Genomic DNA, 15,040 nt, shown 5'->3' with positions numbered 1-15,040 from the left:
CGGCTCCGGGGTCCGGGTGGGTCAGCGGTGGTCGCTGCCCGCCGACTGGGTGGCCGCGCGGCCGGCCTCCAGGCGGGCGACCGGGATGCGGAACGGGGAGCAGGAGACGTAGTCCAGCCCCACCTCGTGGAAGAAGTGGACCGACTCCGGGTCACCGCCGTGCTCGCCGCAGACGCCGAGCTTGAGGTCGGGGCGGGTGCGCCGGCCGGCCTCCGCGGCCGCCTTCACCAGGGAGCCGACACCGTCCTTGTCGATCGTCTCGAACGGGCTGACGCCGAAGATGCCCTTCTCCAGGTACGCCGTGAAGAACGAGGCCTCCACGTCGTCCCGGCTGAAGCCCCACACCGTCTGGGTCAGGTCGTTCGTGCCGAAGGAGAAGAACTCCGCCGCCTCCGCGATCTGGCCCGCCGTGAGGGCGGCGCGCGGCAGCTCGATCATCGTGCCGATCGCCAGCTTGAGCTGCGTGCCGGTCGCCGCCTCGACCTCGGCGACGACCTGGTCCGCCTCCTCGCGGACGATCTCCAGCTCCTGGACCGTACCGACGAGCGGGATCATGATCTCGGCGCGCGGGTCGCCCTTCGCCGCCTTGCGCTCGGCCGCCGCCTCCGCGATCGCGCGGACCTGCATGGTGAACAGGCCGGGGATGACCAGGCCGAGACGCACGCCGCGCAGGCCCAGCATCGGGTTCTGCTCGTGCAGGCGGTGAACCGCCTGGAGCAGGCGCAGGTCGTTCTCGTGCGGCTCCTGCCGGGACTCCGCCAGGGCCACCCGGACCGAGAGCTCCGTGATGTCCGGGAGGAACTCGTGCAGCGGCGGGTCGAGGAGGCGGATGGTGACGGGCAGGCCGTCCATCGCCTCGAAGAGTTCGACGAAGTCCTTCTTCTGCAGGGGCAGCAGCTCCCGCAGGGCGGCCTCGCGCTCCTCCTCCGTGTCGGCGAGGATCAGCTTCTCGACCATCTCCCGGCGCTCACCGAGGAACATGTGCTCCGTGCGGCACAGGCCGATGCCCTGGGCGCCGAAGCGGCGGGCGCGCAGCGCGTCCTCGGCGTTGTCGGCGTTGGCGCGCACCCGCAGGCGGCGCTTGCGGTCGGCGAAGGCCATCATGCGGTGGACGGCTTCGACCAGCTCGTCCGCGTCGTCGGCACCGGGGTGCATCCGGCCCTCGAAGTACTCCACCACGGGGGACGGGACGACCGGGACCTCGCCCAGGTAGACCTTGCCGGACGAGCCGTCGATGGAGATGAGGTCGCCCTCCTCCACGACGTGTCCGCCGGGGACCGTCATGCGGCGGCGCTTGGTGTCGACCTCCAGCTCCTCGGCGCCGCAGACACAGGTCTTGCCCATGCCGCGGGCGACGACGGCCGCGTGCGAGGTCTTGCCGCCGCGCGAGGTGAGGATGCCCTCCGCCGCGATCATGCCGTCCAGGTCGTCGGGGTTGGTCTCCCGGCGGACCAGGATCACCTTCTCGCCCGAGCGGGACCACTTCACCGCCGTGTACGAGTCGAAGACCGCCTTGCCGACCGCCGCACCCGGGGACGCGGCGATACCGCGCGCCACCTGCTCGACCTTCGCGTGCTCGTCGAAGCGCGGGAACATCAGCTGGGCCAGCTGGGCGCCGGTGACGCGCTGGAGCGCCTCCGTCTCGTCGATCAGGCCCTGGTCCACCAGCTGGGTGGCGATGCGGAAGGCGGCACCGGCGGTGCGCTTGCCGACCCGGGTCTGGAGCATCCACAGCTGACCGCGCTCGATCGTGAACTCGATGTCGCAGAGGTCCTTGTAGTGGTTCTCCAGCGTCTCCATGATCTGCATGAGCTGGTCGTACGACTTCTTGTCGATCTGCTCCAGCTCGGCGAGCGGGACGGTGTTGCGGATGCCCGCGACGACGTCCTCGCCCTGGGCGTTCTGCAGGTAGTCGCCGTAGACGCCCTGGTGGCCCGAGGCGGGGTCGCGGGTGAACGCGACGCCGGTGCCGGAGTCGGGGCCGAGGTTGCCGAAGACCATCGAGCAGACGTTGACGGCCGTGCCCAGGTCGTGCGGGATGCGCTCCTGGCGGCGGTACAGCTTGGCGCGGTCGCCGTTCCAGGAGTCGAAGACCGCCTTGATGGCGAGGTCCATCTGCTCGCGCGGGTCCTGCGGGAAGTCCCGGCCGGCCTCCTTCTTGACGATCTTCTTGAAGGTGGTGACCAGCTTCTTCAGGTCCGCGGCCTCCAGGTCGGTGTCGACCGTGACCTTCTTGGCGGCCTTGGCCTTGTCGAGGGCCTCCTCGAACAGCTCGCCGTCGACGCCGAGGACGGTCTTGCCGAACATCTGGATGAGGCGGCGGTAGGAGTCCCAGGCGAACCGCTCGTCGCCGGCCTGGGCGGCCAGGCCCTGCACCGACTTGTCCGACAGGCCGATGTTGAGGACCGTGTCCATCATGCCGGGCATGGAGAACTTGGCGCCGGAGCGGACCGAGACCAGCAGCGGGTTGTCGGCCTGGCCGAGCTTCTTGCCCATCTTCGCTTCGAGGGCCTCGAGGTGCGCACTCACCTCGTCACGCAGTGCCGCGGGCTCCTCACCGCTCTCCAGGTAGACCTTGCAGGCCTCCGTGGTGATCGTGAAGCCGGGAGGGACCGGGAGACCGAGGTTGGTCATCTCGGCGAGATTGGCACCCTTGCCACCGAGAAGGTCCTTGAGGTCCTTGTTGCCCTCGGTGAAGTCGTAAACGAACTTCGCTACGTGGGGTTCTTTGTTTTCCGACACGGGTCTCGACTCCTTGAGGCCACGGTGGCTGCCCTGACGGCCAGGAACATACCCAGATCGAAGGTTCCTGGGTACGTCCACTTACCCGTCATGCGCCTGTAACCACCCGTCCGCCAGCGGATCGAAAGTCAAGGCTTGGCAAGCGAAGCCAGCCGTATGTTTTCACTTCTTGAAGACAACCGCGCCCAGAGGTGCGGTTTTGCGCTCAGATGAGCGTTCTCCAGCGCGCCTGATTTCGGTCGCTGAACGATCAAAGGGTGGCACCCAGTGCCACCCTTTGGAGAAGTGCAGCCGCGCTTGATTCGCTCATCTGAGCGCAACCCTTATCAAGGGTGGCGAGAATCACGCTGCCACAGAGTGCCCCGTTTCACCATGCGGACCCCCTGACGGACGCCGACCAGCAGCGGAAACGGCCCTGTCACACGCCCATCCGGGACAGCCGCTCCTCCGCGCGCTCCGGCGCGTACAGGTACTCCACCACCAGCGCCCCGGCGCCGATCAGCCCCGCCCGGTCGCCGAGCCGGGAGGTGACGACCTCCAGGTGAGCGGTGGAGCGGGGCAGCGCCCGCTGGTAGAGCAGCTCGCGCACACCGGTGAGGAAAGGCGTTCCGGCCAGGTCGCCCGCGATCATCAGCACGCCCGGGTTGAGCAGCGTCACGACCGTCGCCAGCACGTCCCCGACCTGGCGCCCGGCCTCCCGGGCCAGCGCGGCTGCCTCCGGGTGCCCGGCGGCCAGCAGGTCCCGCACATCCGAGCCGGAGGAGGCCGGCACCCCGGACGCGGCCAGCCGCCGGGCCACGGCACCGCCGCTCGCGACGGCCGCGAGACAGCCGTACGACCCGCACCGGCACAGCGCGTCGGCGCCCACCCGGATGTGCCCGATGTCGCCGGCGCCGCCGTCGACGCCCCGGTAGATCGAGCCGTCCACGACCACCCCGGCACCGATGCCCGTGGACACCTTGACCAGCACGAAGGCCGTGCAGTCGGGGTGTCCGGTGCGCTGTTCGCCGTAGGCCATGAGGTTGGCGTCGTTGTCGACCAGCACCGGGACCGCGGGGGCGCCGGTGTGCTCGGTGAAGGCGCGGGAGAGGCGGCCGCGGATGTCGTAGCCGTCCCAGCCCGGCATGATCGGCGGCTGCACCACCAGGCCGGTCTCGCGGTCCACCGGGCCCGGCACCGCGAGCCCGATCCCGCACACCTCCTCGCCCGTGTGCCCGGCCTTGGTCAGCAGCTCGGCGAACCAGCGGCCCAGTTCGGCCAGAACGGCGTCCGGACCGTCCTCGACCGCCAGCGTGCCGGCGTGCTCGGCGAGGACCTCGCCGGTCAGGGTGAGGACGGCCGCGCGGGCGTGCCGGGTGTCCAGATCGGCGGCGAGGACCACCGCGTGGGAGTCGTCGAACTCCAGGGTGATGGAGGGACGGCCGCCGAGCGGCGAGTCGACCGGGCCGCCGGCGCCCTCGCGCAGCCAGCCCGCCCGGAACAGCCGGTCCAGGCGCTGGCCGACGGTGGCCCGGGACAGCCCGGTGGCCTGCTGGAGCGCGCCCCGCGTCACGGCCCGTCCACTGCGCACCAGTTCGAGCAGGTCGCCGGCTCCCGCCTGGCTTCCGCTCTTGCCGGTCCTTCCCGGACGTCCCGTCATGCGCACCCCCTTGTGTTTCTCAAGCTTGCATTACATATTGAGTTTTGCGTGTTAAATAGACGTAACCCTACGGTGGTCGCAGCCAAACCCGCGCGGCCGGACGTCTTCGGGGAGCCCCGAGTGGATCGCACTGCCCAGCTCACTGCCCGTCCCACGAAGCGCGAGGTCGCATACGATCCACCGGCCGCACCTGCGGCCACTGCGTCGCTGCACGTCCGAGCGGCCGAGGTGCTGGAGGCGAACTGGACGGGCGGCTCGACCGTGCCGTCCCGGAACCTGTACCCCCACCAATGGTCCTGGGACTCCGCGTTCATCGCCATCGGGCTGCGGCACCTCTCGCCGCTGCGCGCCCAGACCGAGCTGGAGACGCTGCTCGCCGCACAGTGGGCCGACGGTCGCGTCCCGCACATCGTGTTCCACCCCTCCGTACCGCTCGACGCGTACTTCCCGAGCCCCGACTTCTGGCGCTCCTCCACCGCCGGGCGCAGCGCGGGCGCCCCGCGCACCGTACAGACGTCCGGCATCGTGCAGCCACCGGTGCACGCGCTGGCGGCCTGGCTCGTGCACCGCGCCGACCCGGGGTTGTCCGTGGCCCGCGGCTTCCTGGCCCGGGTGTATCCGCGGCTGGCCGCCTGGCACCGGTACCTGCTGCACCGGCGGGACCTGGGCGGCGGCGGCCTCGCGTCCGTGGTCCACCCCTGGGAGCAGGGCATGGACAACAGCCCCTGCTGGGACGCCCCGATGGCCCGGATCACCCCGGCCCCGGCCCGCTCCTTCCGCCGCGCCGACCTCGACCACGGGGCGGCCGAGGACCGGCCGACGGACCTGGACTACGGGCGGTACGTGCGGCTGGCCGCGGACTACCGGGACGCCGGGTACGCCGACGGTGAGGCGGAGTTCGCCGTGGAGGACCCGGCGTTCAACGCCCTCCTCATCGCCTCCGAGCACGCCCTCGCCCGGATCGCCGAGGAACTGGGCGCGACCGGCTCCGCCCGCCGGGCCCGCGCCGAACGACTGACGGCGGCGCTGGTGGAACGGCTGTGGGACGAGAAGTCCGGCATGTTCCTGTGCCGCGACCTGCGGGGCGCCACCTCGACCGGGGCCCCCGACCCCGAGCGCGGCACCCCCGCCCCCGGCCACGCGCCGGAACGCGGCACCCCCGGAACCGGCCACGGACCCGAGCGCGGCACCTGCGGATCCGGTCTCGCGTCCGGGCCCGGCACCCCCGCCCCCGACCAGGCGCCGGAACGCGGCACCCCCGGAACCGGGCCCTGTACAGCCGGCGCCGACCGTTCCCCCGAGGACGCCACCCCCGGACCCGCTGCCACCCCCCAGCCCGGCGCCCCCGACCGAACCCCCGAGCCCCGCTCACCCGGGCCCGGCATCGCGCCGGAACGCGGCACCCCCCGGACCGGGCCCGCCCCCGGGCCCTGTACAGCCGGCGCCGGCCGTTCCGCCGAGGACGGCACTCCCCGACCCGGAACCGCCCGCCAACCCGGCGCGTCCGACCAGACCTCCGAGCCCCGCTCACCCGGGCCCGGCATCGCGCCGGAGCGCGGCACCCACGGACCTGAACCCACCCCCGAGCGCGCCACCCCCGGACCCAGCCAGGCCCCCGAGCGCGCCACCCCCGGCCCCGGCCCCACCCCCGAGCCGCGCTCGTCCGGCCCCGGCCCCGGGCCCAGCACTCCCCGCCCCCGCTCCACCACCCCCGGCCTGATCCCCGAGCGCAGCGTTTCCGGGCTGGTTCCGCTCCTGTTGCCCGGGTTGCCCCGGGACATCGTCGACGCGCTGGTCCGTACCGTGAGCGGGCCGCACTTCTCGGTCGGGGACCGGACGCGGCTGGTGCCGAGTTACGACCTCCTCGGCGAGGCCTTCGACCCGCACCGCTACTGGCGCGGGCCGGCCTGGTTCAACACGAGCTGGCTGCTGGAGCGCGGGCTGCGCACGCACGGCGAACGGGAGCGGGCCGACGCCCTGCGCGAGGCGGTGCTGGAGCTTGCCGGCACCACCGGTTTCGCCGAGTACGTCGACCCGTACACCGGCGAGGCCTGCGGCGCCACCGGCTTCAGCTGGACGGCGGCCCTCGCGCTCGACCTGCTGCACCAGCGGCCCACACCGCACGAGCGTCAAGAGCTGGACAAGAGCCCACAAAGTGGCGCACCCCCCACGGACACCGCACCGTTCGACAGGAGTGACAGAGGAGGGGACCGGGGATGACGGACCGGCATCATCTGCTCGTGCACGGCGCCACCTTCGCCGCCGTGGGCGACCGTGGCGACATCAGCGGAGTGCGGGGCGGCGGGCCCCCGGACGGGTTGTTCGTCCGGGACGCCCGGCACCTCAGCCGCTGGCAGCTCACCGTCGACGGCGCCGTACCCGAGGTGCTCACCCCGGTGACGGACGGGGACGAGGCCCGCTGTGTGCTGGTCCCGCGCGGCGGCCGGCAGGAGCCCCCGGCGCACACCCTGTTCCGTGAACAGGCCGTCGGGGACAGCTCGTTCGTGGAGTCCGTGAAGGTGACCAGCAACCGGCCGGTGCCCACCACCGTCCGGCTCGCGCTCACCGTGGACGCCGACTTCACCGACCAGTTCGAACTCCGCTCCGACCACCGCACCTACATCAAGTCCGGCGTCGTGCGCTCCCGCGAAGTCCTCGACGACGGCATCGAGTTCACCTACCGGCGCGCCGAATGGCGGTCCTGTACGACGATCACCGCCGACCCGCCCCCCGACGCCGTGGAGGAGACCGGCACCGGCGCCCGCCGCCTGGTGTGGACCCTCGACCTCGCCCCGCACGAGACGACCGAGCTGCTGCTGCGGGTGGTCGCCCGCCCGCACGGCGAGAAGCGCGCCGTCCGCGTGCCCCGCGACCCCGCCGCCGTGCACGACCAACTCCTCGCCCGGGAAGCGGAGTTCATGGAGGGCGTGGCCTTCCCGACCGGCTGGCCGGAGCTGGCCGCGGCCTGCGCCCGGGGCCTGGCCGACCTGGCGGCGCTCCAGGTCCCCGCCACCGGACCGGACGGCGAGGAGCTGCGCGTACCGGCGGCCGGCGCCCCCTGGTTCCTCACCCTGCTCGGCCGCGACGCCCTGCTCACCTCCCTGTTCGCCCTGCCCTACCGCCCGCAGCCGGCCGCCGCCACCCTCCTCGCCCTGGCCGCCACCCAGGCCACGGACACCGGCGGCTCCCCGGTCGCCCAGCCCGGCAAGATCGTGCACGAGGTCCGGCACGGCGAGCTGGCCCACTTCGGCCAGGTGCCGTTCGCCCGCTACTACGGCTCGGTCGACGCCACCCCGCTGTTCCTGGTCCTGCTCGGTGCGTACGTCGAGCAGACCGGGGACACGGAACTGGCCCGCCGTCTGGAGCCGCACGCCCGGGCCGCCATCGGCTGGATGCTCGACCACGGCGGCCTGACCTCGCGCGGCTACCTCGTCTACCGCGCCGACGAGGGCGGCCTCGCCAACCAGAACTGGAAGGACTCCCCCGGCGCGATCTGCTGCGCCGACGGCACCCGGCCCACCGGCGCGGTGATGGCGGCGGGCGCCCAGGGCTACGCGTACGACGCGCTGCGCCGCACGGCGGGGGTGGCGCGGGCGGTGTGGGCCGACGGGACGTACGCCGCGCTGCTGGAGCAGGCCGCGGCCGACCTCCGGGACCGTTTCCAGCGGGACTTCTGGATGCGCGAGCAGTCCTTCCCGGCGCTGGCCCTGGACGGGCGGGGCCGGCAGATCGACGCGCTGGCCTCCGACGCCGGGCATCTGCTGTGGTCGGGGCTGCTGGACAAGGAGTACGGCGAGGTGGTGGGCCGGCGGCTGCTGGAGCCGGACTTCTTCTCCGGCTGGGGCGTGCGCACGGTGGCCTCCGGCCAGGCGGCGTACCACCCGCTGTCGTACCACCGGGGCTCGGTCTGGCCGCACGACAACGCGCTGATCACGCTGGGGCTCGCGCGGTACGGGCTGCACGACGAGGCCCGTACGGTCGCCCACGCGCTGGTCGACGCGGCGACGATGGGCGGGCACCGGTTGCCGGAGGTGCTGGCGGGGTACGGGCGTGGTCCGCACGCGTCGCCGGTGCCGTATCCGCACGCGTGCGGGCTGGAGGCCCGGTCCGCCGCGGCGCCTCTTGCCCTGCTGACGGCGGTCGGGGGCGCCTGAACCGTACCGTCGGCTGGGTTGACCAGGTGTTTGCCTGGCCGGGGTGAACGGGGGTCCCCGGGGCGTCGTACGGGAGGGCATGAGTGCGCTCCAGTCAGCCGAGGACGTGGCCGAAGAGATCACCGAGCCCACCCCGCGCCCGTCCCGCCGCCCCTGGACCGTCTGGTCCGCGTGGCGGCGGCGCTGGCGGGAACAGCATCCGGCCGCCGCGCAGGCGCTGTCCGTGAGCGTCACCGTGCTGGCCGCCCTGCTCGTCGTCGCCGCGCTGGTGATGCCCAACACCGTCGTCCGGCTCGGGCCCGCCAAGTTCCTGCGGATACCGGCGGAAGCGGTCGTCGGGGCCGCCGTGCTGCTCGCGCTGCCGCGGCGGCCCCGGGTGGCGGTGGCGGCGGTGTCCGGGGTGCTGCTCGGGGCCATGACCGTGCTGAACGCGCTCGACATGGGGTTCAACCAGTACCTTGGCCGCAATTTCAACGTCGTCCTGGACTGGAGCCTGTTCGGAGACGCGGAGGCGTACCTGGAGGACTCCCTCGGGCGTACCGCGACCCTCGCGGCCGTGGGCGGGGTGATCGCCCTCGTGCTGCTGCTCTTGGTGCTGCCGGCGCTGGCCATGGTCCGGCTGAGCAACCTCCTGGCCCGGCACCCCGCCACCGCGACCCGCGGCACCCTGGTCGCCGGGGTCGTCTGGATCACCTGCTCCTCGCTCGGCCTGCAGATATCCGGCGTGCCGATCGCCTCGGACCGGACCGCGAACGCGCTGAAGATCCAGGCCCGCCGGGTCTCCGACACGCTGAAGGACGAGGCGGAGTTCCGGAAGGTGGCCCGGGTCGACGCGTTCGGGAACACGCCGGGCAGTCAGCTGGTGCCCGACCTGCGCGGCAAGGACGTGATCTTCACCTTCATCGAGAGCTACGGCCGCAGCGCGATCGAGGACCCGGTCATGGCGCCCGGCGTGGACCGGACGCTCGACGTCCGCACCAAGGCCCTGGCCCAGGCCGGCTTCCACGCCAGGAGCGGCTGGCTGACCTCGGCGACCTACGGCGGCAGCAGCTGGCTCGGCCACTCCACCACCATGTCGGGCCTGTGGATCAGCAACCAGCAGCGCTACCGCACGGTCATGGCCAGCGACCACCTCAGCCTGACGGAGGCGTTCCGCAAGACCGGCGCGTTCGACACGGTCGGTGTCATGCCGGGCGTGCAGAAGGGGTGGCCGGAGCAGAAGTGGTACGGCCTGGACCAGGTCTACAACGCCTTCCAGCTCGGCTACCAGGGGCCGAAGTTCAGCTGGTCGACCATGCCCGACCAGTACGCGCTCCAGCAGTACCAGGAGCGGGTGCACAGCAAGCCGGCGCCCGCGGGGAAGTCACGGATGTCGCTGCTCATCCTGACCTCCAGCCACCAGCCGTGGGCGCCCATCCCGAAGATGGTGGACTGGGACCGGCTCGGTGACGGCTCGGTCTTCAAGGGCATCGAGGCGTCGGGCAACAAGGCGGCCGACGTCATCGCCGACAGCAGCAAGTCCCGCGAGGAGTACGGAAAGTCGATCCAGTACTCGGTGACCGCGCTGACCGAGTGGCTGGAGCGCTACGGCACGAAGGACACCGTGCTCGTCTTCCTCGGCGACCACCAGCCCATCTCCCGGGTCAGCGGCAACCACGCCAGCCGTGACGTGCCGGTGTCGGTCGTCGCCAAGGACCCCCGGATGCTCGACAAGATCGCCGACTGGAACTGGACGGACGGCCTGCGCCCGGCCCACGACGCCCCGGTCTGGAAGATGAGCTCCTTCCGGGACCGCTTCCTGAGGGCGTACGGCTCGACACCGCACCCGAAGCACGGCTGACCCCGGGGGCCCCTTCCAGCCGACCGAGCCGGGTGGTGGGTGGGCGAGGCCGGGGCCAGGGGCGGAGCCCCAGGCGGGTCCGGGGCGGAGCCCAAGGCGGGTCCGGGGCGGAGCCCAAGGCGGACGGGCCGGTGCCCTAGGCGGGCGGGCCGGTGCCCTAGGCGGGCGGTGCCCTGGGCGGGTCCGGGGCGGAGCCCAGGCGGGTCCGGGCCGGTGCCCCCGGCGGGGTAAGGGGCGAGCCCCGGGGACGCTCAGCCGCCGGAGGTGTCCAGCTCCGCGTCCTCGCTCACGCCCGCGCAGTCGTACGGATCCTTCAGCCACCCGTCCGGCAGCACCACCCGGTTGTTGCCGGACGTACGCCCCCGCGGCCCCTCCGCCCCGACGGGCCACGGCTGCTCCAGGTCCAGCTCGTCCAGCCCGGCCCGCAGCTCCTCCAGGGACGACGTGATCGCAAGCCGCTTGCGCATCTCGGAACCGACCGCGAAGCCCTTCAGGTACCAGGCGACGTGCTTGCGGAAGTCGACCACGCCCTTGGACTCGTCGCCGATCCACTCCCCGAGCAGCGTGGCGTGCCGCACCATCACGTCGGCGACCTCGCGCAGCGAAGGCCGTGCGACATCCTTCAGCCGGCCCTCGAACGCCGCCACCAGGTCCGCGAACAGCCACGGCCGCCCCAGGCAGCCACGCCCCACCACGACCCCGTCGCACCCGGTCTCCCGCACCATCCGCAGCGCGTCCCCGGCCGACCAGATGTCGCCGTTGCCGAGCACGGGAATCTCCGGCACATGCTCCTTCAGCCGGGCGATGGCGTCCCAGTCGGCGGTACCGCCGTAGTGCTGGGCGGCCGTACGGCCGTGCAGGGCGATGGCGGTCACCCCCTCCTCGACGGCGATACGGCCGGCGTCGAGGTAGGTGATGTGGTCGTCGTCGATGCCCTTGCGCATCTTCATGGTCACCGGCAGGTCACCGGCACCGGAGACCGCCTCGCGCAGGATCGCCCGCAGCAGGTTCCGCTTGTACGGCAGCGCGGACCCGCCACCCTTGCGCGTCACCTTCGGCACCGGGCAGCCGAAGTTCAGGTCGATGTGGTCGGCCAGGCCCTCCTCCGCGATCATGCGGACGGCCTTGCCGACGGTCGCGGGGTCGACGCCGTACAGCTGGATCGAACGCGGCTGCTCGCTCGCGTCGAACTTGATCAGCTGCATGGTCTTGTCGTTGCGTTCGACCAGCGCCCGGGTGGTGATCATCTCGCTGACGAACAGCCCCTTGCCGCCACTGAACTCCCGGCACAGCGTGCGGAAGGGCGCATTGGTGATGCCCGCCATGGGTGCGAGCACGACGGGCGGCGTCACGGCGTGCGGGCCGATGGAGAGCGGGTGGGTCATCGTCAGGGCTCCGGAACGGATGGACGGCACAAGGACACGGAACAAGGTCCCATTGTCCCTCACCCGGCCGGCTACCCGTCCGGGGATCGTGTAGCACTCATTAGTTAGACGCACTATTGATTCGGGCGTACGATGGGGGTCATGCCAGAGCCGAGCCCTCGCCGACGCCTGCTCGTGCTCGCGATCTGCTGCATGAGCCTGCTGATCGTGAGCCTCGACAACACCGTGCTGAACGTGGCTCTGCCCTCGATGCAGCGCGACCTGCACGCCGGCACCTCCGGACTGCAGTGGACGATCGACGCCTACACGCTCGTCCTGGCCTCCCTGCTGATGCTCGCGGGCTCCACGGCCGACCGGATCGGACGCAAACGCGTCTTCATGGCGGGACTGGTGGTGTTCACCGCCGGCTCCGTGCTCTGCTCCCTCGCCCCGAACCTGGAACTGCTGATCGTGTTCCGCATGGTCCAGGCGGTGGGCGGCTCGATGCTCAACCCGGTCGCCATGTCGATCATCACCAACACCTTCACCGATCCCCGGGAACGCGCCCGCGCGATCGGTGTGTGGGGCGCGGTGGTCGGCATCTCCATGGCGGCGGGTCCGCTGGTCGGCGGTCTGCTGGTGCAGTCGGTGAGCTGGCGCTCGATCTTCTGGATCAACCTGCCGGTCGGCCTGGCGGCCCTCCTCCTCACCCTCCGCTTCGTCCCCGAGTCCCGCGCACCCCGGGCCCGCCGTCCCGACCCGGTCGGCCAGTTGCTGGTGATCGCCCTGTTCGGCGCCCTCACATACGCGATCATCGAGGCACCGGAGTCGGGCGCCGGCCCGGTCGCGCCGTTCGCCGCGCTCGCCGTAGCCGCCCTGCTGGCCCTGCTCTGGTACGAACCCCGGCGCGCGGAACCCCTCGTCGACCTGCGGTTCTTCCGCTCGGCCCCGTTCAGCGGCGCCACGATGATCGCGATCAGCGCGTTCGCGGCGCTGGGCGGATTCCTGTTCCTGTCCACCCTGTACCTGCAGAACGTGCGCGGCCTCGACGCCCTGCACGCGGGCCTGTGGATGCTGCCGATGGCCGCGCCGACGTTCCTGTGCGCCCCGCTCTCCGGCCGCCTGGTCGGCAGCCGCGGCCCCCGCCTGCCGCTGCTGGTGGCGGGTACGGCGATGACCGCGAGCGGCGTGCTGTTCGCCGCGTTCGAAGCGGAGACGGCGAACGCCACCCTCCTCCTCGGCTACGTCCTCTTCGGCATCGGCTTCGGCTTCGTGAACGCGCCGATCACCAACACGGCGGTCTCGGGCATGCCCCGCGCCCAGGCCGGCGTCGCCGCCGCCGTCGCCTCCACCAGCCGGCAGCTCGGCCAGACGCTCGGCGTCGCGGTGGTCGGCGCGGTCCTGGCCTCCGGCATCGGCTCCTCCCCCTACCGCCGGACCTTCGTCTCGGCCGCCCGCCCCGGCTGGTGGATCCTCACCGCCTGCGGCCTCGCCGTCCTCCTCCTCGGCCTCCTCACCAGCGGCCACTGGGCCCGCAGGACCGCCGAACGGACAGCCACGAGCCTGGAATCAGCAGAGATCCGCCAGCCCGCGGGAACCGCGGAGCGGGCGTAGGGTCGGGCGCCCCGTAAGCCGGCACCGGCTCGCCCTGGGGCTCCGTATCCGGCAGAACTGGAGGAGCTGCTGCTGAGCCATCCCGCCGTCGTCCGGTGCGCGGTGTTCGGCAGACGGGACGAGGAGTCGGTGGAGCACGTCCACGCCGCCGTGGTGCCCGCCCCCGGCAAGCACCCTTCCCTGGAGGACGTCCGGGACTTCGTCACCGCCCGCAAGGGACGCCTCTACGCCCCCGAGGCCCTGCACCTGGTCCCCGAGATCCCGCTGACGGCGGCGGGCAAACCGGACAAGAAGCTGCTCCGCTCCCGGCTCTCCGGCTGAGCCGCGGCACCTCCCCCAGGGCCTGGTCTGGATCATGCCGGGCTCGCGGGGGCTGGCCCGTTGCAAACGACAGGCCCTAGCCCGAACGCTCGGTGTCCGTCCGCAAGCACGGCGCGGCTGCCGGTTCCGGCGCGGTTCCCGCCCGACCATGTCCGGCAGCAGCCGCGCCGTACCCGTGGAGGTTTCCTTGCCGTGCTGGAGGCGTACCGGCCTGACCGCGTTCGTGTGCGTTGTCTGTCTCACCGGCTGCGCCACCCTCGGCGAGCGGGAGACGGCGGCGTCCCGGGCCGCGGTGCGCTTCGAGGAGAGCGTCCGGCGGGCCGACGGGTCACGCGGCTGCGCGGCGCTCGCCCCGCAGACCCGGCAGGAGGTCGAGCAGTCCGCCGAGTCCCCGTGCGCCAAGGCCCTCCCCGAGGAACAGCTCCCGTACGGGGGTGCCGTACGGGACGTCCAGGTCTACGGCCGCCAGGCACAGGTCGTCCTCGACCGCGACACCCTCTTCCTGTCGGCCTTCCCGGCCGGCTGGCTGATCACCGCGGCGGGCTGCGTGCCGCGGCCCGAGCAGCCGTACCAGTGCAAGGTCAAAGGGGGCTGAGCCGGCCATGCGCACCCTGTTCACGCTGGTCCTGGTGACCGTCGGCACCGGGCTCGGCTACTTCACCGCCGTGGGGCTGATGCACCGGTGAACGGCCTGACCCGCTTCCTCAAGCACAACAGCCTGACCCTGGCCTTCTTCACCGGCTTCCTGCTCACCCTCGCCGGGCAGGCGGTGGCCGGCCACGCCGACTTCGACAACCAGCTCACCACCGACGGCCTGCACCCGATCGGCTTCCTGGACTACCTCGCGACCTCCGACTTCGCCGTCGACGTCACCGAGAACTGGCAGTCCGAGTACCTGCAGTTCTTCCTCTACATCTTCGGCACCGTCTGGCTGCTCCAGCGCGGCTCCCCCGAGTCCAAGGAGTTGCACAAGGCCGGCGTGGAGAGCGACCGGGAGCAGAAGGTCGGCGAGCACGCCGGCCCGGACTCCCCGCGCTGGGCCGCCGACAAGGGCTGGCGGCAGCGGATGTACGCCCGTTCCCTGGGCCTCGTCATGGCCACCGTCTTCGCCTGGTCCTGGCTCGCCCAGTCCATCGCCGGTGCCGCCGCCTACAACGAGGAGCACCTGCGCCAGCTCCAGGCGCCCGTCTCCTGGGGGCAGTATCTCGGCTGCGCCGACTTCTGGGGCCGCACCCTGCAGAACTGGCAGTCCGAACTCCTGGCCGTCGCCTCGATGGCCATCCTCTCGGTCTACCTGCGCCAGCGAGGCTCCCCCGAGTCCAAGCCGGTCGGCGCGGCCCACGTCTCCACCGGGGTGGAGGGCTGA

Annotated in this window: 10 protein-coding genes; 7 read left to right on the top strand and 3 right to left on the bottom strand. The window is 72.3% G+C overall.

The features are described from left to right. Positions 1-21: 21 nt before the first annotated feature. Complete coding sequence (ppdK, locus tag ACIP4Y_RS02910; RefSeq protein ID WP_358635514.1) at positions 22-2,742, bottom strand: pyruvate, phosphate dikinase; 2,721 nt, start codon at positions 2,740-2,742, stop codon at positions 22-24. 418 nt (positions 2,743-3,160) lie between these two features. After that, positions 3,161-4,381: an ROK family protein gene (locus ACIP4Y_RS02905; RefSeq protein WP_401386938.1), complete on the bottom strand. Its 1,221-nt coding sequence runs from the start codon at positions 4,379-4,381 to the stop codon at positions 3,161-3,163. 120 nt (positions 4,382-4,501) lie between these two features. On the opposite strand from ACIP4Y_RS02905, the gene ACIP4Y_RS02900 reads away from it, so the two are divergent. The 3 genes from ACIP4Y_RS02900 to ACIP4Y_RS02890 all read left to right on the top strand — a co-directional run bounded on the left by ACIP4Y_RS02900 (position 4,502) and on the right by ACIP4Y_RS02890 (position 10,375). Further along, positions 4,502-6,601 (top strand): MGH1-like glycoside hydrolase domain-containing protein, encoded by a 2,100-nt coding sequence (locus ACIP4Y_RS02900; protein ID WP_401386935.1) that lies wholly within the window; start codon positions 4,502-4,504, stop codon positions 6,599-6,601. Further along, entirely contained in the window at positions 6,598-8,535 is a 1,938-nt protein-coding gene (locus ACIP4Y_RS02895) for a glycogen debranching N-terminal domain-containing protein (RefSeq protein ID WP_401386933.1), read from the top strand. Before ACIP4Y_RS02900 ends, ACIP4Y_RS02895 begins: the two co-directional genes overlap by 4 nt. Positions 8,536-8,614: 79 nt before the next feature. Further along, a complete protein-coding gene (locus tag ACIP4Y_RS02890; RefSeq protein ID WP_401386931.1) occupies positions 8,615-10,375 on the top strand; it encodes a CDP-alcohol phosphatidyltransferase in 1,761 nt (586 codons plus the stop codon). Between the two features lie 251 nt (positions 10,376-10,626). On the opposite strand, the gene dusB is transcribed toward ACIP4Y_RS02890, so the two are convergent. After that, on the bottom strand, positions 10,627-11,760 hold the full coding sequence (gene dusB / locus ACIP4Y_RS02885) for a tRNA dihydrouridine synthase DusB (protein WP_401386929.1): 1,134 nt from the start codon (positions 11,758-11,760) through the stop codon (positions 10,627-10,629). 141 nt (positions 11,761-11,901) lie between these two features. Between dusB and ACIP4Y_RS02880 the strand changes: the two genes are divergently transcribed. From ACIP4Y_RS02880 to ACIP4Y_RS02865, 4 genes are all read left to right on the top strand, one after another. After that, on the top strand, positions 11,902-13,353 hold the full coding sequence (locus ACIP4Y_RS02880; protein WP_401386926.1) for an MFS transporter: 1,452 nt from the start codon (positions 11,902-11,904) through the stop codon (positions 13,351-13,353). A 57-nt stretch (positions 13,354-13,410) separates the two neighbouring features. Beyond that, positions 13,411-13,674, top strand: a complete 264-nt coding sequence (locus ACIP4Y_RS02875; protein ID WP_401388636.1) for a hypothetical protein — start codon at positions 13,411-13,413, stop codon at positions 13,672-13,674. A 223-nt stretch (positions 13,675-13,897) separates the two neighbouring features. Further along, positions 13,898-14,269 (top strand): hypothetical protein, encoded by a 372-nt coding sequence (locus ACIP4Y_RS02870; protein ID WP_401386924.1) that lies wholly within the window; start codon positions 13,898-13,900, stop codon positions 14,267-14,269. 87 nt (positions 14,270-14,356) lie between these two features. Next, positions 14,357-15,040: a DUF6766 family protein gene (locus tag ACIP4Y_RS02865; protein ID WP_401386921.1), complete on the top strand. Its 684-nt coding sequence runs from the start codon at positions 14,357-14,359 to the stop codon at positions 15,038-15,040.

Origin of the sequence: Streptomyces sp. NPDC088810 (assembly GCF_044750305.1) — a bacterium.
Classification (GTDB): domain Bacteria; phylum Actinomycetota; class Actinomycetes; order Streptomycetales; family Streptomycetaceae; genus Streptomyces.
This window is presented reverse-complemented; position numbering and strand designations above follow the sequence as displayed.

Bases quoted from the DNA above. Each gene is read 5' to 3' on its own strand.
- ACIP4Y_RS02880 (WP_401386926.1), top strand. From the start codon at position 11,902: ATGCCAGAGCCGAGCCCTCGCCGACGCCTGCTCGTGCTCGCGATCTGC.
- ACIP4Y_RS02905 (WP_401386938.1), bottom strand. From the start codon at position 4,381: ATGACGGGACGTCCGGGAAGGACCGGCAAGAGCGGAAGCCAGGCGGGA.
- dusB (WP_401386929.1), bottom strand. From the start codon at position 11,760: ATGACCCACCCGCTCTCCATCGGCCCGCACGCCGTGACGCCGCCCGTC.
- ACIP4Y_RS02890 (WP_401386931.1), top strand. From the start codon at position 8,615: ATGAGTGCGCTCCAGTCAGCCGAGGACGTGGCCGAAGAGATCACCGAG.
- ACIP4Y_RS02895 (WP_401386933.1), top strand. From the start codon at position 6,598: ATGACGGACCGGCATCATCTGCTCGTGCACGGCGCCACCTTCGCCGCC.